The following is a 22086-nucleotide window of genomic DNA, read 5'->3' as shown; positions in this document are numbered from 1 at the left end:
GCGCCGCGCTTTTCGAACTAGCATGCCTGCCGTTCTGTCCGCCCAGTCGCGCAATGTTGCGCTCGTCGTCGCTGCCGCCCTGTTCATGCAATTGCTGGATGGGGTGATCATCGTCACGGCGCTGCCGCAGATGGCGCGCGACTTCAGCGTCGACACGCTGCACATGAGCATAGGCGTCACGATCTACATGCTCGCCGTGGCGATCTGCATTCCCTCGGCGGCCTGGCTGGCTGACCGCTTCGGGGCACGGCGGGTGTTTCTGATGTCCATTGCCGTGTTCACCCTGACCTCGCTCGCCTGCGGCATGGCGAAGGATCTGACGCAGTTCGCCGTGGCGCGGGCCATGCAGGGGGCGGGTGGGGCCGTCCTGTTCCCCGTGGGGCGTATCATCGTTTTGCGCACCGCGAAGAAATCCGAAATCGTTTCGGCCATCGGGCTCACCATCTGGCCGGCGCTCTTCGCGCCGGTGCTCGGCCCGGCGCTCGGCGGCTTTCTGACCGAATATGCCTCATGGCACTGGAACTTCTGGATCAATATTCCGCTCGGCGTTCTTGCCTTCGTTCTCGTCTCGCGCATCGTGCCGGTCGATACCGAGTTCAAGCAGCGTCCGTTTGATACGCTGGGCTTCATCCTGACGGCCATCACGCTTGCCGGATTGCTCTATGGGTTCGACGCCCTGGTGCAGGGTACGCTTCCGGTCGGCATGGCACTGAGCCTGGTGGCGGTCGCTGCCGTCTCCGGCACGCTTGCCGTGATGTGGCTGCTGCGGCACCGCCATCCTCTGCTCGACCTGCAAACGTTGCGCATCCAGACCTTCGCGCGAACCGATGCCGGCGCTGGTGCCGTGGTGCGGACGGCGATCAACGCAACGCCCTTCCTTCTGCCGCTGATGTTCCAGGTCGCGTTCGGGCTGGACCCGCTGCAATCGGGCAGTCTGGTGGTGGCCTATTTCTTCGGCAATCTTGCCATCAAGGCCGTGACCACGCCGCTGCTGCGGCGCTTCGGTTTCCGCTCGATTTTGGTCGGTAACGGCTGTCTGGCCGGTCTCGCCACCGCGGCCTGCGGTCTGCTGGACGCGGGAACTGCCTATCCGCTGCTGATCGGCATTCTGGTTCTGGCGGGCGCGACGCGCTCGATGCAGTTCACGGCGCTCGCCACGCTGGCCTTTGCCGATGTCGAGGCCGAGCAGCGCAGTTCCGCGACCACCATTTCGAGCATGTCGCAGCAGATCTCGATGGTGTTCGGTGTCGCCGTCGCGGCAGGCTGCCTCAACCTGTTGCAGATGTGGCGAGGCGCGCCGGCGCTGGAAACCATCGATTTCCAGCTGACACTGTTCATCATGGGCGGCATCGTCGTTCTCGCTTCGCTACGCTTTCTGGGTCTGCAAAGCGCGGCTGGGGCAGAAGTTTCGGGGCATTCGCGGCCAAGCGCCGCCTGACGGCCGGTTTCGGGCACAGTTCTGCCATTGAGCGCTGGCAATTGCCCGCAGGGTCAGGCATCAGTCCCGACGTTTCGCTTCGGGCAAGAGGATCCGGCTCAATGGCTCAGACACGATCGGCGCTGCTTGGCGCTGTCGCGATATATCTCAGTGTCGGTTTGCTGGTCATGGGCAATGGCCTGCAGCTCATGCTGCTGCCCATTCGCGGTGGCCTCGAAGGGTTCGAGCCGGTGCAACTGGGTCTGCTCGGTTCGGGATATTTCTTCGGCTTCGTTCTGGGCTGCGTGGCGACGCCCCGGCTTATCGTACGGGCCGGTCATATCCGCACCTTTGCCGCGCTGGTCGCCGTCGCCTCCGCGGTGGCCCTCGGTTATCCACTCGCAGTTGATCCGCTGATCTGGGTGACCTTCCGCCTGATCACCGGCTTCTGCCTCGCAGGGCTATATCTCGTGGTCGAGAGCTGGCTGAACGACCAGGCGACAAACGAAACCCGTGGCATGCTGATCTCGACCTATGTCGCGGTCAATTTCATTGTCACGACCTTCGGGCAAATGATGGTCACTGTGGTGCAGCCGACATCCTTCGTGCTGTTTTCCATTGCCTCGATCCTCGTGTCGGTGGCCGCCGTGCCCATCGCCCTGACGCGGTCCAGCCAGCCGCCACCGATTACCTATGTGCGATTCCGTCCGGTGCGGATGTTCCGGCTGTCGCCGACCGGCACCGTTGCAACATTTCTGATCGGCATAGCCACCGGCGCCTTCTGGTCAGTCGGTCCAACCTATGCGAGTCAGACGAGTGGCAGTATCACGGATGCTGCCTGGTTCATGAGCGTGGCCGTCCTGGCCGGCGCCATCGTCCAGTGGCCCGCAGGCAAGATTTCCGACTCGATCGATCGACGCTGGGTGATCATTGCGCTAGGCGGGTTTTGCGCGGTCGTTGGCACAGTGATCGCAATCTTGCCGTTCATTCCGGGTCTGTGGTTCGCGCTGGCCTTCGGTCTCGGTGCCGGGCTGCTTCCGACCTATGCGATTGCCGCAGCACACGTGTTCGATTTCGCCGAGCGCTCCGACTATGTGGAAATCTCGGCTGGTCTGCTCCTGCTCCATGGTCTCGGCTCGACCGTTGGACCGCTGATCGCAGGCTTTGCCATCCAGCTATATGGGCCGAACGGACTGTTCCTGACCACCAGCGCCGTACAGATTCTCATGCTGGGTTTCGTCGCGATCCGGCTCAGCCGTCGCGAAGGTCTGCCGGAAGAGGAAAAGCAGCACTTCGATCTCGGCACCAGCGCGGCCGTTGCCGTCGTTGGCGACGAGGATGCGGTTCAGCTCAGCGATCTGGTCGTGCAGGAGCCCGCCGACTGATCGGCTGGGCTCAGCGCAGGTCGAGCGTGATGCGCGCCCCGACATCGGATGTCAGGAAGGCCTGTATCTGGCCGATGATCTGCGCCGCGTGGTCTGCCGCCAACTGATCTGCGCGTTCTGCATCGCGGGAGATGATCGCCTCGAGCATCAGCGCATGCTCGTTCACATACTGGCGCGGAAGACGGTCGTTGAAGGTGCTGTAGTAGATGCGCAGGATGCGGCGTCCGGCATCGAGCAGGCGGGTGAACAATTCCGTGTAGTAGGGATTGCCACCGGCTTCGGCGATGGCGACGTGCAGATCGCGGTTCGAGCCGATCATCTCCAGCGCATCCTCGGCCTCGACGGCTGCGTCGAAACGCGCCGCCTGGGTGCGGATGGCCTCGATATCGCTTTCCGAGCGGTGCATCGCGGCGAGGCGTGTCGTCACCCGATACATCAGCGTGAGGGCGTCGAAATAGACCGGCAGCTTCTCGAACTCGATCATCGATACGATCGTGTTGCGGTTTGGCAGGGTGGTGACCAGGCCCTCGGTGGCAAGCCGCACCAGGGCTTCACGCACCGGCGTCCGGGACATCTGGAAGCGCTCGGACAGCCGCGTCTCATCGAGGGGCTCGCCGGGCGCGAGGGTCATCTCGATGATTTCCTTGCGCAGGACACTGTGCACCTTCTGGACGCCGAAGCCACGTCCGGCGCCCGCCGGCTTGGGTTCAATCGCCGGTGTACTCTGCTGCTTGACGGCCAAGGTCCGGGCTCCTGCCATGGTTTTGCTGCGCCGTCCCATAGCCGAAGTTCAGCGGGTGCGGAAGCTTATCCGAACGAGAGCACCGGGCTTCCCAGCGCATTTGACATGGGATCGATCCCCAGACCCGGCCGGTCGGCTGCTGTCATGGTGCCATCCTCACGCACCGGCGCACCGGACGCGATGGGTTGGGTGACATAGGAGTTGAAGTCGGTTGCCGAAAAACAGAACTCTTCCGGCGTGGAGCGCGCCAGATGGGCGATGGTCGCGGTGACGATGTCGCCGCCCCAGGTGTCCTCGATGGTCATCGGAATGCGGCGCGCCACACAGAGGTCGCGGATCAGCTTGGCTTTCGTCAGCCCGCCGACCTTGGAGATCTTGAGGTTGATCACGTCCATGGCATCGTCGGCAAAGCCGTGCATCAGCCCGTCGACGTCGCCGATCACCTCGTCGAGAATAAAGGGCAGGGCGGTTCGCCGCCGCACCGACAGGCATTCGTCATAGCTCATGCAGGGCTGTTCGATATAGACGTCGAGGTCGCGCACCGCGCCGACGACGCGCGCGGCCTCGTGCTGCGTCCAGCCGGTGTTGGCGTCGGCCACGAGGATATCGGTCGGCTCGAGAATGGCGCGGCAGGCGCGGATGCGCTCGATATCCTCATTGGCGTCGCCGCCAACCTTCAGCTGGAACTTGGTGTAGCCCTCGGCCCGATAGCCGGCGATCTTTGCCGCCATGGCGTCCGGGTCCTCCTGCGAGATGGCGCGATAGAGCGCCACGCTCTGCTGCGCCGCGCCGCCGAGCAGGGCGTAGACCGGTTGCCCGGTGACCTTGCCGAGGATGTCCCAGCAGGCGATGTCGATCGGTGCCTTGATGTAGGGGTGGCCACGCAAGCTGTCGTCCATCAGCCGGTTGATGGCGCCGAGGTTGGTCGGATCCTCGCCGATCAGGCGCGGTGCCAGCTCCTCCAGCCCGCTGCGCACACCCAGCGCGTAAGAGGGCAGGTAGGCAGAGCCGAGCGGGCAGCTTTCGGCATAGCCGGTGATGCCTTCGTCGGTGCCGATGGCGACAACGGTGCTATCGAAGACGTCCATGTAGTTACCGTTGGACCAGGAATAGCGGCCTTCCTTGAGCGGCAGATCGACTTGCCAGGCGGTTATCGAGGTAATTTTCACGCGGCAACTCCCGGTCCATCCAGCCGGTGATGTCCCGGCGTTGATTGTTGTATTTAGTTTGTCGACAGGATATGACGCAAGCCGTTTTGGTTGCGTTTCGTCTCTGATGCAAGGTGTCCCATGCTTCACCCCTCCAATCCGTCCCGGGAGCGCCTCGACAGCTTGCGCGCCAATTTTCCGGGTGATGGCGTCGATGCCGTCTTGGTGCCGCGCTACGACGCCCATCTGGGCGAGTATTGCGCACCGCACGACGAACGGCTGCGATTTCTGACCGGCTTCACCGGCTCGGCCGGCATGTGTTTGATCCTTGCCGACCGTGCCGTGATGTTTGTCGATGGCCGCTATCAGGTGCAGGTGCGACAGCAGGTGGATCTCGACCAGTTCGAGATTGCTCATCTCATCGAGCAGCCTGTGGCGCGGTGGCTGGTCGAGAGCGGCGCGACCGGACTGCGGGTCGGCGTCAATCCCATGCTCATCCCGGGTGAGCTCCACGCAGAGCTCTCGCGCGTACTGACCGGCGGTGGTGGCGCCTTGGTGGCGCTCGACGCGGATTCGGTGGACCGGATCTGGCCGGATCAGCCGCCACCACCACTCGCACCGATCTCGGCCATGCCGGCGGAGCGGTCCGGGGAGACCAGCGCAGACAAGCGACGGCGCATCGGCGCGCGGCTCCATGATCTGCAGGCCGACCTGCTGGTCGAGGCGCAGCCCGACAATATCGCCTGGTTGCTCAATGTCCGCGGCGTCGATGTGGATACCACCACGGCGCCGCACAGTTTTGCGCTGGTCGATGGCGACGGCGGGGTCGAATGGTTCGTCGACGAGCGCAAGCTCCCCAATGACCGGGACAGCCTCGAACTTGATGGCGTCACCCTGCGGTCGCCCGGCGCCCTTGTCGAGCGGATCACTGCCCGCGCCTCCAACAGGGCGGTGGTTGTCGACCCACAACACGCACCGGCCGCGCTGGCTCTGGCTGTGGAGATCGGCGGCGGGCGCGTGGTTCGCGAGATGTCGCCGATCACCCTGATGAAAGCCTCGAAGAACGCGGTCGAGCTGCAGGGCTTCCGCGATTGCCATATCGAGGACGGGGTGGCGCTGAGCAATTTCATGGCCTGGCTGCAGGCTACCGTCCCGGCGCGCGCTGCCAGTGGCAATCCGGTGACCGAGCTCGAAGCCGAGGAGAAGGTGCTCGCGTTCCGGCAGGCCTCATCGCAGTTCCTGCAGCCGAGCTTTCGCGCGATCTCGGCCTCCGATGCCAATGCCGCAATGTGCCACTACGTCTCCACGCCGCAGACCAATGCGCCGATTACCGCGTCGAGCGTCTATCTGCTGGATTCCGGTGGACACTATCTTGGCGGCACCACCGACGTCACCCGGACCATGTGCCTCGCGCCGCCTGATGCGCAGTTCCGCTCTGCCTATACGGCCGTGCTGAAGGGGCTGCTCGCAACGCTGATGCTGCGTTTCCCCGCCGGCACGTTCGGGCACCAGATCGACGCTTTCGCACGCAAGCCGCTGTGGGACCTCGGTCTCGACTTCGACCATGGCACCGGCCACGGCGTCGGTCACGTCGGCGCTATCCACGAGGCGCCACATCGCATCACCCGGGTCGCCAATCCCTTCGAGATGTCACCTGGCAAGGTGCTGACGGTCGAGCCGGGCTGCTATGTCGAGGGTCAGTTCGGCATCCGTATCGAGAACCAGGTCGAAGTGGTGGACGTCGCGAACGGCTTTCTGCAACTGCGCAGTCTGACCTTGTGTCCGATTCTGCTGGAGATGGCAGAACTCTCCGAACTGACAGCTGCCGAGCGGGCCTTTCTCGACGAATACCACGCCCGAGTCAGGGCGGAACTGATGCCGCGCGTACTGCCGGAAACGCGCGACTGGCTGGCGTCCGCGACCGCGCCGATTGCCGTTTGACACAAGGGCTATTTGCATCTGTCGACAAACTGAGTACAAGATAGCGCAGGGACACTCTCTCGCGCCAACACGAGCCTGATCAATGCAAGCGAACTTCACCGGCATCATGAGTGCCATCACCACCAAGATGACCGATGACCAGGAGGTCGATCTCGCCGCCGTCAAGGCCGACGTGCGCTTCCAGATCGATGGTGGCGTCGACAAGATCATCGTTTGCGGCTCGCTGGGCGAGGCCTCGACACTCGTCGCCGACGAAAAGATCGCGATCCTCGAAGCGGCGCTGGAGGCGGCCGGATCGGAGGCCAGCGTCATCCTCACGATTGCCGAAGACTCGACGCGCGCCTGCTGTGCCGTGGCGCAGCGGGCCGAAGCGGCCGGGGCCTACGGTCTCATGGTGCTGCCGGCCATGCGCTACATCGCCGATCGCCGCGAGACGCTGACGCATTTTCGGACTGTTGCCGATGCCAGCGGTCTGCCACTCATCGTCTACAACAATCCCGTCGCTTACACGGTCGACGTAACGCCGGAGATGCTGGCCGAACTCGCCGATGAACCGAAGTTCGTCGGCATCAAGGAATCCTCGGCCGACCTGCGCCGGATCACCGACATCATCAACCTGACGGGCGACCGCTACCAGATCTCGACCGGTGTCGACGATCTGGCGCTGGAGAGCCTGACGCTTGGCTGCGTCGGCTGGATCGCTGGCCTCGTCGTCGCCTTCCCGCGCGAAACCGTCGCGATCTACGAACTGGCGAAGGCCGGTCGGACCGCCGAGGCGCTCGAACTTTATCGCTGGTTCTTCCCGCTGCTGCACCTCGATGTGTCGGTGCGCTTTGTGCAGAACATCAAGCTCGTCGAACACATGACCCGCGGCACCTCGCTCGCCGTCCGCGCACCGCGCCTGCCGCTTGTCGGCGCGGCGGAGGCCGAGGTGCGCCGCGTGGTCGAGCAGGCGCTGGCGGTTCGTCCCGACCTCGCCCGCTTCGGGTTCTAGCGCCAAAACACGGTCACGGATGAACAGGCAGACGTCTGTCTGGACATCCTGTCGACAGTGTGTGCACAATGTTTCGGTCCACCCGGCGAGAGCACGTTCCGGGATGGGATGGACCGCCGGGGCGGGTCGGACGCACTGGGGCGTTTCGATCCAGCAACCCTGGCTCGCTGCTCATTGGGAGACCATCGATGTACAATCGCATTCTATCTCGACACGCGCGCGCGCTGCTGCACGGCACGGCATTCGCCGTCATGGCGGGCCTCGGCGTCGCGGCGACGAGCCCGGCGCTGGCTCAGGACGCAGAACTCGACTGGGGCATTCGCGACACGCCCCGCGCCCTGTTCGCCCCCTACAATTATTCGCCCGACACGATGATCATGTCGCTGATCCAGGATCAGCTGCTGACGGCTGGTGCGGACGGCTCGATGCAGCCGGATATCGCGACCTCTTGGGAAGCCACCGACCCGCTGACCTATGTCTATACGATCGGCGACGATGCGGTGTTTTCCGACGGCACGCCGGTGACGGTCGAAGACGTCGTCTATTCGCTCAACCTGCATCTCGACCCCGCCGTCGGCTCGCAGTTGGCCTCGCTCTATGGCTCGGTCGAATCCATCACCGGCGAGGGTGACAAGGTCACCGTCAAGCTCAAGGAGCCGAACTCGACCTGGAAGTTCATCCCGGCCTCCATCGGCGGCTATATCTGGAAGAAGGACTCGGTCGAGGCCAATCTCGAGAACTACGGCAGCCCGCAGGTCTTCCCGATCGGCTCCGGCCCCTACATGGTGTCCGAGTGGGTCGCGGACTCGCATGTGACGCTGGTGCGCAATCCGCACTATGCGGGCGAGGCACCGCAGTTCGACACCGTCACCTTCAATGTGCTGCCCGACGACCAGACACGCTTCCTTGCCATGCAGCAGGGGGAGATCGACGGCACTTTCGTCGTGCCCACCACGGCGCTGGCGCAGTGGCGCGCCGTGGCCAATGTGATCGACTTCCCGTCCTTCATCTGGCGCGGCTTTACGCTCGATTTCGAAACCCCGCCGTTCGACGACATCCATGTCCGCAAGGCGCTGAACTACGCGACCGACAAGGAGGCGATTGCCTCCGGCCTGCTCGCCGGGCTCGCGGTGCCCGCGTCCACGGTCAATGATCCCGGCCTCTTCGACGGCGTGCTGCCGGCCGACGAGATCGAGGCGTCCTATGCCAAGATCGAGAGCTTCCCGTTCGATCTCCAGAAAGCCAAGGAAGAGCTGGCGCAGTCCGAGTATCCGGACGGGTTTGCGGTAACGCTCAACGTGCCGGAGGATTCCTCGCTGATCGGCAATATCGCCCAGGCCGTGAAGGCCCAGTGGGCCGAGATCGGTGTCGACCTGACGCTCAACCTGATGCCGGGCGGACCGCGCTTCCAGGTCATTCTCGACCATGAGCCGGGCCTCGGCCTGCAGGTCATCGGCAACCGGCCGGACGCTCCGGATCCGGCCCAGATGGCCGAGCAGTATTTCTCCAGCGCTCAGGCGGCCAAGAACGGCAACAACTCGTCCAACCTCAAGGACCCGGAAATCGATGCGGTGCTGGCCGAAGCCCTCGCCGCGACCGATCCGGCGGTCGGTGCCCGCGCCATTCTCGAGGCGCAGGAAATGGCCGGCGCTCAGGTCCCGTTTGTCTCGCTGATCTGGCAGAAGTCGGTGCTGGCGCTGCAGAAGGGCTGGACCATGGAGGGGCTGCGCCCGAACTGGGACATGTCGGTCTGGGTCGACCGGATCGAAACCGAATAGTCTGAACGGACCGGCCGGCGTGACTGAGATGAACGGGTATATGCGGTAAGTGAGATGAACGCTCGCGGCTTAGCCCTTTATCTGTTGCGCCGGCTGCTCATGCTGGTCCCGCTCGCCTTCGGCGTCTCGCTGGTGGTGTTCCTGTTGGCCTCGCTCATTCCGGGCGGTCCGATCGCCGCGCTGCTGGCCGGCAAGTCGACCGACACCGCGACCATCGAGGCAATGCGGATCCGCTACCATCTCGATGAGCCGATCTGGGTTCAGTACGGGCTCTGGCTCGGCGGGCTGCTGCAGGGCAATCTGGGCACGTCGATCTTCACCGGCCAGCCGGTGGCTGCGGCGATCGGCGAGCGCATCTGGCTCACCCTGGCGCTCAACCTTGCCGGCGTCGTCATCTGCCTCTTCGTCGGTACCGGCCTCGGCGTCCTTGCGGCCGTGCGGCGTGGGAGCGGCGTCGATCGCGCCATCACCTCGATCGCGCTGTTCCTGTCGAGCGCCCCGAGCTTCGTGATGGCGATCGCCGGGCTCTATTTCCTTGCCTACAAGCTGGGCTGGTTTCCATTGTTCGGCATCGGCAAGGGCGGTCCGCTGACGACCGCCTGGCATCTGGTGCTTCCGGCCCTAATCGTTTCGGTCGGGCCGCTGGGCTTCGTCACCAAGATGGTCCGCGCCGCAATGATCGACCAGCTCGACATGGATTTCGTCACCTTCGCCCGGGCGCGGGGGATCGCCTGGCGGCGGGTCCTCGCAGTTCACGCCTTCCGCAACGCGCTTATCCCCATCCTCACGGCGGCGGGGCTGCTGTTCGTCGGCCTGCTGACCGGCACCGTCTTCGTCGAAACCGTGTTCGGACTGCCCGGCATGGGCCGGCTGCTGGTCACGGCGGTGCAGTTCAACGACTTTCCAGTAATGCAGGGCGTCGTGCTCTTCGTCGCCGCCTGGATCGTCTTCATCAACCTCGTGATTGACCTGCTCTATACGCTCATCGATCCGCGGGTCGCTTTTGGGCGGGCGGTGCGCTGATGAGCATCACCGGGGAAAGCATGAGCGCCACGCGTCGCAGGCTGCGCTTGCCGCGCCTGCCGATCCTCATCTGGCTGGCGCTCGCCTATGTGTTGGTCGTCGCCGTACTGGCGCTGTTCGGCGGCTGGCTCGTGCCCTATTCGCCCAGCGCGCAGGATCTCTACCGCATCTCCGCGCCCCCGTCGGCCGAGCATCTGCTCGGCACCGACGAACTGGGCCGCGACGTCCTGGCGCGGCTGATCGTCGGCGCGCGCACCGCGCTTATCGGCCCTCTGGTCGTTGCCGTCTTCGGCTTCGTGATGTCGAGCCTCATCGGCATCTATGCCGGCTATAGTGGTGGCACGGCCGACAATATCATCATGCGGGTCGTCGATTTCGTCATCGCCATGCCGGGCCTCTTGATCGCCATCGTGCTGGTGTCGGTGCTCGGCGGCGGCTACTGGCTCGCAATTGCGGTGCTCAGCTTGCTCAACCTGCCGGGCGACATCCGGATCGTCCGCGGCGCGGCGCTCAAGGAGCGCAACCTCGCTTATATCGAGGCGGCCCGGGCGGTCGGCGTGCCGCGCTGGCGTATCCTCTACCTGCACATCCTGCCCAACATCCTGGCGCTGCAGGCCTCGCAGTTCGCCATCAATGTTGCCGGATCGCTGGTGGCGCTCGCGGGCCTCGCATTTCTCGGCCTCGGCGCCGAGCTCGGGACGCCCGAATGGGGCTCCATGCTGTCCGAGGGGCAGGCGCTGCTGTTCTCCAATCCGGCTGCGGCGCTGGCCCCGGCGACGGCCATCATCCTCCTTGCTGTCACGGTCAGCCTGATCGGCGACTGGATCTACGACAGGTATGCCGGACAGTGAGTGATCCCGAGACATCCAGCCCATTGCTGTCGATCTCCGACCTTGCCGTCACGGTGGGGCAGGGGCCGGGCAGCCGCACCATCCTCTCGGGCGTCAGCCTGGGCCTCAGCGAAGGCGAGACGGTCGGCATTGTCGGTGAATCCGGCTCCGGCAAGTCGATGACGGCGAAGTCGGTGATGCGGCTGCTGCCGCGTGGGCTGGTCGCCACCGGCACTGTGACGCTCGACGGGCACGATGTGCTCGGGATGTCCGAAAGCCGCATGGCGCAGTTGCGTGGGCCCACGGTGTCGCTGCTGATGCAGGACCCCTTCACCATGCTTAACCCGCTGATGACCTGCGGTGCGCATATCGTCGAGGGGCTGAAGGTGCGTCGCAGCGGGGTCTCGCGCACCGAACTCTGGGACGAAGCGGTGCGCCGGCTCGCCGAGGTCGGCATTCGTGACGCCGATGTGGCGCGCCGCTATCCGTTCCAGCTGTCCGGTGGAATGCGGCAGCGCGTGGCGCTGGCCGCGGCGCTCGCCTCCGACCCGCGGCTGCTCATCGCCGATGAGCCCTCGACCGCCCTCGATGTCACGACTCAGGCGGAAATTCTCGAACTGCTCGCGTCGCTGCAGCGGGCCCGTGGCATGGCGCTCCTGCTCATCACCCACGACCTGCGGGTCGCGTTCTCGGTGTGCGACCGGGTGCACGTCTTTTATTCCGGGCGGGTGCTCGAGGCGGCGCCTGCCGCCGACCTCGCCCGCGAGCCGCTGCATCCCTATGCCCTCGGGCTGCTGATGTCCGAGCCGCGCATCGACCGGCGCGCCGTGGAACTCTCGGCGATCCCGGGTTCGGTGCCGACGCCTGACAGCGTTGCCGAGCGCTGCGCCTTCGCCGATCGCTGCGCCTGGCGCGAGGAGGTCTGCGTGGCCGCACGGCCGGCACTGCTACCGATCGACGACCGGCGCCAAACCGCCTGCTGCCGCATTTCCGAGATCCGTCCCGAGCTCGCTGCCCGCCGTGCCGCTGCCGATCTGGCGGTCGATGCAACGGCTGCGATGCCCGCAGTCGCGCAGCAGGCTGCGCTGGTCACGGTCGACAAGGGTACCAAGCGCTTCGGCGCCCGCACGGCGGGTTCGCCCGACGTCATTGCGCTCAACGAGGTGTCGATCACCGTCGGCGCCAATGAATCTGTCGGCCTCGTCGGCGAATCCGGTTCGGGCAAGACCACGCTGGGGCGCTGCATCGCCGGGCTCGAAACTCTCACTTCGGGGCAGCTGACCATCGACGGGCTCGACGCGTCCAACTACGACGCGGCGTCCCCCGAGGTGCGGCGGCAGTTGCGCCGGACGGCGCAGATCGTCTTTCAGGATCCCTATTCTTCGCTCAACCCGCGCCATTCCATCGGCGGCACACTGCGTGAAACGCTGTCCGTCAACGGCGCACCGCGCGATCGGATCAGCGCCCGCATCGCCGAACTGCTCGACATGGTGGGGCTGCCAAAGGCCTATGCCGAGCGTTTTCCGCGGTCGCTTTCGGGCGGCGAGCGCCAGCGCGTCGCCATCGCGCGGGCTCTGGCGGTCAATCCCAAGCTGATCGTCTGCGACGAGCCGGTCTCGGCGCTCGACGTGTCCGTGCAGGCTCAGATTTTGACGCTGTTTCGCGAGCTGCGGCAGGAGCTGGGGCTCAGCTATTTGTTCATCACCCATGATCTTGCGGTGGTGCGCCAGGTCGTCGAGCGCGTCTACGTGCTCTACCGGTCCAACATCGTCGAGGAGGGGCCAGTCAGCCAGGTGCTGGACAGGCCATCCCATGCATATACGCGCCGCCTGATCGGCTCCATTCCGGGCCAGTCGCACGCGGTGGAGGAGGCAAACACATGAGCAATGATCTGACCCTTTGGTACGACAAGCCGGCGATCAACTGGCTGGCGGCGCTGCCCGTCGGCAATGGACGGCTGGGCGGCATGGTGTTCGGGCGGGTGCGCAAGGAGTGGATCCAGCTCAACGAGGAAACGCTGTGGACGGGGCATGCCCGTGAGCGGATCAACCCGCTCGCCCGCGAGAACCTCGACGAGATGCGCCGCCTGATCATGTCGGGCGATGTGCGCACGGCGCAGTTTCTTGGTGAGAACACCATGTTCGGCACGCCCCCGACGCTGACCACCTACGAGACGCTGAGCAATCTGGTGCTGCTGTTCGACGGCCAGTATGACGAGGCGGTCACCGATTATCGCCGCGAGCTCGATATGGAAACGGGCATCGCGTCGGTCAGCTATACGATCGAAGGTACGCACTATCGCCGCGGAATCTTGGCGAGCGGTCCTGACGACGTGGTGGTGATCCGGCTGACGGCGGATCGGCCGGCTGCCCTGACTCTCAGCACCGCGTTTTGGCGGCGCTACGACAACAATTATGTGCCGCAATGCCTGTCACCGGATCTGTTGAGCCTCAAGGGCCGCTGCGGGCTACACGGCGTGAGCTATGAGGCGCTGGTCAAGGTCGTCACCGAAGGCGGCTCGGTGGCGGATTGTACCGACCATCAGGTGATCACCGACGCGGATGCCGTCACCATCATTGTCGGCGTCGCCAGCGATTTCCGCCATGCCGACTATGGCGCCAAGGTGCGCGCCACGGTCGATGCAGCGGCCGGCAAGTCGTGGGACGAGTTGCGCGCCGCCCATGTCGCCGATCACCAGCGGCTGTTCTCACGCGTCAGCCTGTCGCTCGAATTGCCGGAAAGCCAGGCGGAGCTCGCGGCGCTCCCCACCGATGCGCGGCTCGACAAGGTGAAGGCCGGCGGTGAGGACGATGGCCTGATCACTCAGGTCTTCGCCTATGGCCGCTACATGCTGCAGGCGGCCAGCCGGCCCGGCACGCTGCCAACGACGCTGCAGGGAATCTGGAACGACACCGTCGCCCCGGCCTGGGATTCGAAATTCACCATCAATATCAACGAAGAGATGCACTACTGGTCGGCGGAAACCACCAATCTCGCCGAAACGCATCATGCGCTATTCGACCTGATCGACCGGATGCGCGTCAGTGGCCGCGAGGTGGCGCGCGTCCACTATGGCTGCCGCGGCTTCGTTGCTCACCACAACACCGACATCTGGGCCGATTGCGCCCCGCTCGACAATGTCTTCTGCGGCCTTTGGCCCTTCGGTGCCGCGTGGCTGACGCTGCACCTGTGGGAACACTATCTGTTCGCGCCCGACGAAGCGTTCCTGCGTGAAAAGGCCTATCCGATCCTCAAGGAAGCCGCCGAGTTCCTCGTCGATTTCCATATCGAGGACGAGCACGGGCGCCTCCTCGCGGGGCCGACGATCTCCCCTGAAAATGCCTGGAAGGGCAAGGATGGCGAGCGCCTGGCGCTGTGCATGAGCGATACGATGGATGTGCAGATCACCCGCGCGCTCTATCAGTGCGTGATCGAAGCCGCCGGTATCCTCGGTGTCGACGATGCCTTCGCGGCCGAGCTCAAGTCCCTGCTGCCGCGTCTGCCAGCCACCCGCATCGATCCCAATGGCCGGATCGCGGAGTGGCTCGACGACGTCGAGGAATACGAGCCCGGCCATCGGCACAATTCGCACCTCTTCGGGCTCTATCCCGACGATCAGATCACCGTGCGGGGCACGCCGGATCTGGCAGAGGCGGCGCGCAATTCGCTGGAGTTCCGCATCGCTAATGGGGGCGCCGGACCCTGCTGGAGCCGCGCCTGGATCGCCGGGCTGTTTGCCCGGCTGGGCGACGGCGACGAGCTGCGCCATCACACGCTGGAATTCCTGCGCGAAAGCACCGACAGGAACCTGTTCAGCATGCATCCGCCCCAGGGCAGCAATCCGGTGCATGTCTTCCAGATCGACGGCAATCTTGGGCTGACCGCGGCGATCGCCGAGGGGCTGCTGCAGTCCCAGGCGGGTGAGATCGCGCTGCTGCCGGCACTGCCGGCGGCCTGGAAGGAGGGCAAGGTCAGCGGCCTCCGGGCCCGCGGCGGCTTCGAAGTCGACATCACATGGGCCGATGGTGGTTTGCAATCGGCGACCCTTCGTTCGACGCATGGGCGCGACTGTACAGTGGTGCACGCGGCGCCGTTCGAGGTGGCAATGGGCGACAAGACGGTGCGCAGCGTTGAGCAGGGCGGGGTGCATGTTGCCGAGCTCGCGACGGCAGCCGGCGACAGTCTGTCGTTGCGCCCGGTCGCGGCATGATTCCGCCACATCCACGCGCATAACAAAAAAGGGGCGCCCTCGGGCGCCCCAAACTCTCGATGGCCTTATCGGCTTACTCGGCGCAGATGCCGGCGTCTTCCAGGGTGCAGAGGTCGAGACCGGTGAACTTCGGATCCTCGACGGTTTCACCGTTGATCAGCGAGATCAGGATGTCCGGAGCCTCGTTGCCCATCTGATAGGGACGCTGGCCGATCTGGAAGTGGCTGCGCCCTTCACGGAAGGCCTGGGTCTGCGGCGGCAGTGTATCGCCGGCGAGGATCACCAGATCCTTGGACTTCAGCTTGTCCATCACCTGGTCGGTGTTCTGCGAATAGGCCTGCGGACCGAACTGGGCCCAGCCGCCGACGAGCACGAAGGCGGTGAGGTCCGGGTTGGCCGTCAGGACGTCCGCCATCTGCTGGTTGGCGGTCGGGATGTCGTCGTTGGTGAACACCGGGCAGCCTTCGATCTCGGTCCAGCCATTGGTGTCGGACAGACGATCGGTGCCCTCGGCGCCGGCGATCGTGTCGCGGAAGCCGGCAGCGCGTTCGTTGATGTTGGCGGCTGCCACATTGCCGAGCTGCAGGCAGACGGTGCCACCCTCGGACTTGAGCTTCATCAGCTCATTGGCCATGCCGACGCCCATGTCGTAGTTGTTCGTGCCGAAATAGGTGGACCGCAGGTCGCTGTCGTCCGGCAGCAGATCGGCGTCGACCGTCATGATCGGCATCGAGGGGTTGGCGGAGCGCAGCATGTTGGCCATTGCCGGTGCGTTCGACGGCGAAATCGCGATGCCGGCCACGCCGCGGTTGATCAGATCCTGGACGATCTGGATTTCACCAGCTTCATCCGAGCTCAGCGCCGGCCCGGTGTAGAGGCACTCATATTCGCTGTCCGGATTGGCCTCGTTCCAATCGGCACAGCCCTGGCCCATCACCGTGAAGAACGGGTTGTCGAGGCCTTTCACCACGACGGCCAGAACCTTCTTGTCCTGCGCTACCGCGCCGCCCGCAAGGCCGGCGACGAGCGCGGCGCTGGCGAGCATCATCATTGTCGTCTTCATGTTTTCCTCCCGATTGCATTGCCCGCTGTCCGCAGGTCCCCCAACCGGTGCAGCAGAACGCGGAGTATCTTGAGACTCCGTCGCTGCGACCCCGGCAAGCCGTCTGTCCTGGTGCGCGCTTGCATCAGCGTGCACCAGGACGTCATTGAGAATTAATATTACTTTACCTGCAAAACGAGTCAACGGTATGTAATGCGGTGAGCCTCGCCTTTCGCAGTTGGGCGGTTTGTGATGTTTCGGTGTGTGAGTGAGGTTCGAAGGCTTACGTATATTTTGTGAGGAAAGCAGAATTGAGCTTTCCGGATGTGAATCAAGAAAATCCGCGGTAAATGCGGGTAAGACGACAAAGGGGGAGGCAATGGCGGTTCTCGAGCTGGTGAATATCGCCAAGCATTACGGGGCCATCACCGCACTGAGGGATATCTCGCTGTCGCTCAATGCGGGCGAGGTCGTGGGTCTGGTGGGCGACAACGGCGCAGGCAAGACGACGCTTGTGAAAATCATCGCCGGGAATTTCCATCCGTCGGAGGGGGAAATCCGGCTTGATGACAAGCCGGTGCAATTGCACGGTCCCAAGGATGCGCGCGCCAAGGGGATCGAGATCGTCTACCAGGATCTGGCGCTGGCCGACAATCTGACGGCTGCGGCCAATATCTTTCTGGGCCGCGAACTCACCTCGCTGGCCCGCACTCCGGCCGAGGCCGAAAAGCCGGTGCATGTGCGGCGGCGCGGCTGGCGTTGGCTGGTGCCCGAGATACTTGACTATCGGGGCATGTATGCCCGGGCGGGTGAACTGTTTTCCGAGCTCAAGTCGGAGACCCGGCCGCGCGATGTCGTACGGCGCATGTCGGGCGGGCAACGCCAGGCCGTCGCCATCGCCCGCACGCGGCTGTCCAATCCGAAGATCGTGTTGATGGACGAACCCACGGCCGCCATCAGCGTGCGCCAGGTGGCGGAGGTGCTGGCCCTGATCCACCGGCTGAAGGAGCAGGGCATCGCCGTCATCCTGATCAGCCACCGCATGCCCGACATTTTTGCCGTCTGCGACCGGCTGGTGGTGCTGCGCCGCGGCCAGAAAGTCGCCGACAAGCCGGTCGCCGAGTCCTCACCCGAGGAAGTGACCGGGCTCATCACCGGCGCCATCGAGTACGCATAGGAGACCACCCATGAGCGCAGATGCCACCCTCAAGGACGTCATCGGTCAACAGACCCATCGCGGCCCGCTCGCCTGGCTGGTCAGCCGGCAGATCTTCTGGATCCTGATCGCCGTTATCCTCGCCGTCGTTTTCATGTCGCTGTCGACCAGCACATTCGCGACTCCCAATAACCTGTTCAACGTCACACGTAATTTCGCCTTCGTGGGCATTGTGGCGCTGGGCATGACGGCGGTGATCATCACCGGCGGCATCGACCTGTCCGTCGGTGCCACGGTGCTGATCTCGGCCATGGTCACAACGCTGATCATGCATGCCGGCCTGCCGCTGGCGCTGGCTCTGCCGGCGGCCATGGGCGCGTCCCTGCTCGTCGGGCTGGTCAACGGGCTATTGATCGCTGTCGCCGGCATGCCGGCCTTCGTCGTCACCCTGGGCATGATGTCGGTGGCGCGCTCCATCGGCATGGTGCTGTCGAACAACGCGCTGATCTACGAGTTCGGTCCGGACCAGGCGATGCTGTTCGCCATCGGTGGCGGCTCGGTCTCGCTGTTCGGGCTGCCGATCCCCAACCCGCTGATCATCATGATCGTTCTGGCGCTGATCACCGGCTTCGCGCTGCGCTGGACCCGTTGGGGCCGGCATCTTTATGCCATCGGCGGCAATGAGAACGCGGCCATCCTGACCGGCGTGCCGGTCAAGGCGATGAAGGTCTCGGTCTACATGTTCGCCGCCTTCTGCGCGGGCGTCACCGGCTTCCTGATGACCGGCTGGCTCGGCTCGGTGACCACCGGTCTCGGCACCGGGCTGGAGTTGACGGTGATCGCGGCAACGGTCATCGGCGGAGCCAATCTGGCGGGCGGGTCGGGCACGGCGCTCGGCGCCGTGGTCGGGGCCATCCTCATCGAGATCATCCGCAATTCCCTGACACTGCTGGGTATTTCGACCTTCTGGCAGGGCACGTTCGTCGGCGCATTCATCATCATCGCCGTCGGCTTCGACCGGTTGCGCAACCGCGAGACCGGGGAATAACAAGGGCCGCGGCCAGGCGCAAAGCCAGGTTCTAGCGCTGCCGCGCAGCGGGTCCGCCGCGCATTTGAACGCCTCGCCCGTCCGCACCCCAGAAGGGCGCGGACGGATTTTGCGTACCAGCCGTTGAGGCCAGCGCGACATTGATCTCGCCGCGCGCCATCAACGGCGCGGCGCAGCCTGCCAGCCTTACCCCCAATATGCAGAGTGCCGTCCTGGCGAAGCTCGACGGAGTTCCGCCGCCCGCGCACCGCATGTCACCTATTTTAGAAATCCATTTGACTTAATAATTAGGCGGTGCCTAGACTTTGAACATGGACAGGGGGTGGCATGGCGCTGCGCGGCACGAACCAGGAATTCGGACGGCCCTATAACCGGCGCATCGTGCTCGAAGCGGTGCGCCTTTATGGCCCCACCACCCGCGGTCACATCGCCCAGCAGGTCGGGCTGACCGTCCAGACCGTGTCCACCATCGTTCGCGAACTCGAAGAGCAGGGCTTCCTGCTGACCGAGAAAAAAGAGCCGCGGGGGCGGGGGCTGCCCCCCACGACGCTGCGGCTCAATCCGGATGGTGGCTATGCCATCGGCGTCCATGTGACGCCGCTGGGCGTCGACGTCGGCCTGATCGATCTCAACGGAGATGTCGTTGCCAGCCGCACCCGCGCCATCGCCGACATGTCGCCGGATCAGGCCTTTGCCGAGATTCGCGACCTGAGTGCGGAACTGCGAGCTGAGCGGCCCGACAGCCGGATGCTCGGCGTCGGCATGGCGCTGCCCGGCCCATTCGATATCACCGCAATGAGCTTCGTCGGACCCACGACCCTCAGGGGCTGGGGCGGGGTGAATCTGCGGCAGAGGCTGACCGAGGCGACCGGCCTGCCGGCCTTCATCGAGGTCGATATGGCCGCCGCTGCGCTGGGCGAGCGGCTCTATGGCGCCGGCGGCGCGTACCCCAATTTCTACTACCTGTTCTTCGGTTTCGGGCTGGGCGGCGCGATGGTCCACGATGGGGCCGTGCTCCGTGGTGCCTGGGGCAATGCCGGCGAAATCGGGCATATGCCCGTCGTGCTCGATGGGGAAGCCTGTCCCTGCGGCAATCACGGCTGTCTCGAGCGCTATGTGTCGCTCGAAGCCTTCAACCGCCGCCCACCCGGCACCAGCGAGACCGACTGGGCGCGGATGGTGGCGCCGATGTTCCGTGCCGCCGTCACGACGGTCGAGAACCTCTTCGATCCGCAGACCGTGATCATTGGTGGGTTGGCGCCGGTCTCCTTGCTGTCGGCACTGATCGACACGACACAGCAACTGCCCAATTCGGTATCGGCCCGCAGTGACCGTCAGGCCCCCCGGGTCATCCTCTCCGATGGCGGCGCCGACACCGTCCTGCGCGGCGCTGCGGCGCTGGCGGTCTCCGGCGTGCTGTCCCCGCGCTTCGGGCAGTTGTTCGCCGGCGACGGCAAAGATCACGATCCTCTTTCCAAAAGGATAGCCGCATGAGTGGGTTCGAACCGCTGCTGGTCCTCGACGACATCAAGAAGAACTACGGTGCCATCGAAGCGCTGAAAGGCATCAGCTTTTCGATCGGCAAGGGCGAAGTGGTGGCGCTGCTCGGCGACAATGGCGCGGGCAAATCCACTTTGGTGAAGATCATTTCCGGCGGGCTCGAGCCGACCTCGGGCAGGATGACCTTCGATGGCAAGCCGTTCCAGGCGCAGTCGCCGTCCGAGGCCAAGCGGGCCGGGATCGAGACGGTCTATCAGGACCTGTCGCTGTGCACGAATGTCGACGTCGTCGCCAACTTCTTCATGGGCCGCGAGATCACCAGGAAGGTGTTCGGCATCCCCGTGCTGCAGGAAAAGGAGATGGAGCGTGTGGTGGCCGAGGCGATGGAAAACGCCGGCACCCGCATTCCGTCGCTGCGAAACAAGGTCGAGACCCTGTCGGGTGGGCAGCGCCAGGCGATTGAACTCAACCGTTTCGTCCATTGGGGCGGCAAGCTGGTGCTGCTCGATGAGCCCTTCGCGGCGCTTGGCGTCGATCAGACACGACGCGGGCTGGAAATGATCCGCCGTGTCGCCAACCAGGGCATTGGCGTCGTCATCATCACCCACATCATGCAGCAGGCCTTTCAGGTCGCCGACAAGATCGTGGTGATCCGCCAAGGCGTGGTCGCTGGCGACGTGGAAACCAGGAATACGACGACCGATGCGGTGATCAGCATGATCACCGGAGAGCCTGTGACCGGTGCCGGACCGGCAGGGCCGTCGGCGGCTGAGAGAGGGTCCGGCGAACAGGAGCAAACGATATGAAGCGCATGCTTATAGCGGCCTTCGGCGTTGTGGTATTGGCGATGTCCATACTCTCGCCGGCCTACGCCCAGGACAAAGGCAAAGTTTACTATCTCGTCCCAACGCTTCTCGATGAATTCCAGACCGGCTCGGTGAGCGCGCTCGAGATGTTTCTCGAGCAGGTCGGATACGAGATGCAGACGCTGAACGCGGACAACAAGACCGACGTGCAGCAGAGCCAGATGAACGACGTCATCGCGCTCAAGCCTGCTGCGATCATCCTCGCGGCGGTGGATTTCAACGCCCTCAAGCCCTCGATCGAGGCGGCCATGGCGGCCGGTATTCCGGTGGTCGAGTTCGATCGCCAGATCACCTCGACGCCGTCGGCCTTCACCTCGGTCGCTGGCACGGTCGAGATCGGCTATGTCGCAGCCGGCGTGGTGCAGGATCTGCTCAGCTCGAAATATGGTGAGGTGAAGGGCAAGGTGCTTCAGGTCCTCGGCGACCCGGGCGACCCCTACACGCTCGACATCCAGAAGGGCTTTGAAGAAAAGATGGCGGCCTATCCGGACGTCACCATCATCTCGGTGCCCGCCATGCAGTGGGAAGCCAGCAATGCCGGCACGATCGTGTCCGACCAGCTGCTCGCCAATCCCGATATCGATCTGATCTTCAACCATGCCGCGCATCTGTCCGTGGCGGCAGCCGCTTCGCTCGAAAGCGCCGGCAAGCAGCCGGGCGACATCTTCATGCTGTCGTCCAACGGAGCGCCTGTCGGTCTCGACCTGATCCGTCGCGGCTGGATGCAGGCCGAAGTGGAGCAGCCGCTCTACGCTCAGGCTGCTGCGGTCGCCATGTTCATGGACAAGATCGTCAACAAGGAAGAGATCGAGCCGGGCACCTATGACGTCATCGGTCTCGAGTCGACCGTGACGATGGAAGACTGGGGTCCGAACATCAAGATCCCCGGTGCCGTGATCACCATGGACAACATCGATAACCCCGCCTTCTGGGGCAACATGCAGCCGCCGACCGACAGCATCAGCTCGGTCGAGTAATCGCGCGCCACCGCCCGGCCCTCGTGGTC

Annotated in this window: 17 protein-coding genes; 14 read left to right on the top strand and 3 right to left on the bottom strand. The window is 64.6% G+C overall.

Annotation, left to right across the window (positions count from 1 at the left end; translation table 11 throughout):
- Window positions 1-22: 22 nt before the first annotated feature.
- The gene (locus ACN0TK_RS14150) at window positions 23-1438 is read left to right on the top strand and encodes an MFS transporter (protein WP_417310162.1); all 1416 of its coding nucleotides are present in this window, start codon (window positions 23-25) and stop codon (window positions 1436-1438) included.
- Between the two features lie 101 nt (window positions 1439-1539).
- On the top strand, window positions 1540-2802 hold the full coding sequence (locus ACN0TK_RS14145) for an MFS transporter (protein WP_417310161.1): 1263 nt from the start codon (window positions 1540-1542) through the stop codon (window positions 2800-2802).
- A 10-nt stretch (window positions 2803-2812) separates the two neighbouring features.
- Here the strand turns inward: ACN0TK_RS14145 and ACN0TK_RS14140 are convergent, their stop codons facing one another.
- Both ACN0TK_RS14140 and ACN0TK_RS14135 read right to left on the bottom strand, forming a co-directional pair.
- The gene (locus tag ACN0TK_RS14140; RefSeq protein ID WP_417310160.1) at window positions 2813-3544 is read right to left on the bottom strand and encodes a GntR family transcriptional regulator; all 732 of its coding nucleotides are present in this window, start codon (window positions 3542-3544) and stop codon (window positions 2813-2815) included.
- Between the two features lie 65 nt (window positions 3545-3609).
- The gene (locus ACN0TK_RS14135; RefSeq protein ID WP_417310159.1) at window positions 3610-4713 is read right to left on the bottom strand and encodes a cis-3-hydroxy-L-proline dehydratase; all 1104 of its coding nucleotides are present in this window, start codon (window positions 4711-4713) and stop codon (window positions 3610-3612) included.
- A gap of 120 nt (window positions 4714-4833) precedes the next feature.
- Here ACN0TK_RS14135 and ACN0TK_RS14130 point away from each other — a divergent pair, with 120 nt between their 5' ends.
- From ACN0TK_RS14130 to ACN0TK_RS14100, 7 genes are all read left to right on the top strand, one after another.
- Window positions 4834-6633 (top strand): M24 family metallopeptidase, encoded by a 1800-nt coding sequence (locus ACN0TK_RS14130; RefSeq protein WP_417310158.1) that lies wholly within the window; start codon window positions 4834-4836, stop codon window positions 6631-6633.
- 82 nt (window positions 6634-6715) lie between these two features.
- Window positions 6716-7627, top strand: coding sequence for a dihydrodipicolinate synthase family protein (locus tag ACN0TK_RS14125; protein ID WP_417310157.1), 912 nt, complete (start codon window positions 6716-6718; stop codon window positions 7625-7627).
- A gap of 188 nt (window positions 7628-7815) precedes the next feature.
- Window positions 7816-9405, top strand: coding sequence for an ABC transporter substrate-binding protein (locus ACN0TK_RS14120; protein WP_417310156.1), 1590 nt, complete (start codon window positions 7816-7818; stop codon window positions 9403-9405).
- A 54-nt stretch (window positions 9406-9459) separates the two neighbouring features.
- Entirely contained in the window at window positions 9460-10428 is a 969-nt protein-coding gene (locus ACN0TK_RS14115) for an ABC transporter permease (protein ID WP_417310155.1), read from the top strand.
- 20 nt (window positions 10429-10448) lie between these two features.
- Window positions 10449-11279 carry an ABC transporter permease gene (locus ACN0TK_RS14110; RefSeq protein WP_417310154.1) on the top strand — a complete coding sequence of 277 codons (831 nt, stop codon included), beginning with the start codon at window positions 10449-10451 and terminating at the stop codon, window positions 11277-11279.
- Window positions 11276-13141, top strand: coding sequence for a dipeptide ABC transporter ATP-binding protein (locus ACN0TK_RS14105; RefSeq protein ID WP_417310153.1), 1866 nt, complete (start codon window positions 11276-11278; stop codon window positions 13139-13141). The genes ACN0TK_RS14110 and ACN0TK_RS14105 overlap by 4 nt, the downstream gene beginning before the upstream one ends.
- On the top strand, window positions 13138-15468 hold the full coding sequence (locus ACN0TK_RS14100) for a glycosyl hydrolase family 95 catalytic domain-containing protein (RefSeq protein ID WP_417310152.1): 2331 nt from the start codon (window positions 13138-13140) through the stop codon (window positions 15466-15468). The genes ACN0TK_RS14105 and ACN0TK_RS14100 overlap by 4 nt, the downstream gene beginning before the upstream one ends.
- Before the next feature lie 73 nt (window positions 15469-15541).
- Here ACN0TK_RS14100 and ACN0TK_RS14095 read toward each other — a convergent pair whose 3' ends face one another.
- Window positions 15542-16531, bottom strand: coding sequence for a substrate-binding domain-containing protein (locus ACN0TK_RS14095; RefSeq protein ID WP_417310151.1), 990 nt, complete (start codon window positions 16529-16531; stop codon window positions 15542-15544).
- Between the two features lie 358 nt (window positions 16532-16889).
- Here ACN0TK_RS14095 and ACN0TK_RS14090 point away from each other — a divergent pair, with 358 nt between their 5' ends.
- The 5 genes from ACN0TK_RS14090 to ACN0TK_RS14070 all read left to right on the top strand — a co-directional run bounded on the left by ACN0TK_RS14090 (window position 16890) and on the right by ACN0TK_RS14070 (window position 22057).
- Window positions 16890-17687, top strand: coding sequence for an ATP-binding cassette domain-containing protein (locus ACN0TK_RS14090; protein WP_417310150.1), 798 nt, complete (start codon window positions 16890-16892; stop codon window positions 17685-17687).
- A 10-nt stretch (window positions 17688-17697) separates the two neighbouring features.
- Window positions 17698-18714, top strand: coding sequence for an ABC transporter permease (locus ACN0TK_RS14085; RefSeq protein ID WP_417310149.1), 1017 nt, complete (start codon window positions 17698-17700; stop codon window positions 18712-18714).
- Between the two features lie 327 nt (window positions 18715-19041).
- A complete protein-coding gene (locus ACN0TK_RS14080; protein ID WP_417310148.1) occupies window positions 19042-20208 on the top strand; it encodes an ROK family transcriptional regulator in 1167 nt (388 codons plus the stop codon).
- Window positions 20205-21020 carry an ATP-binding cassette domain-containing protein gene (locus ACN0TK_RS14075; RefSeq protein ID WP_417310147.1) on the top strand — a complete coding sequence of 272 codons (816 nt, stop codon included), beginning with the start codon at window positions 20205-20207 and terminating at the stop codon, window positions 21018-21020. Before ACN0TK_RS14080 ends, ACN0TK_RS14075 begins: the two co-directional genes overlap by 4 nt.
- Window positions 21017-22057 carry a sugar ABC transporter substrate-binding protein gene (locus ACN0TK_RS14070; protein WP_417310146.1) on the top strand — a complete coding sequence of 347 codons (1041 nt, stop codon included), beginning with the start codon at window positions 21017-21019 and terminating at the stop codon, window positions 22055-22057. The genes ACN0TK_RS14075 and ACN0TK_RS14070 overlap by 4 nt, the downstream gene beginning before the upstream one ends.
- The last annotated feature ends 29 nt before the right edge of the window (window positions 22058-22086 follow it).

This window comes from Devosia sp., assembly GCF_048261455.1.
Lineage (GTDB): Bacteria > Pseudomonadota > Alphaproteobacteria > Rhizobiales > Devosiaceae > Devosia_A.
Note: the sequence above shows the minus strand (reverse complement) of the source record. Positions and strands in the feature narration are given on the sequence as shown.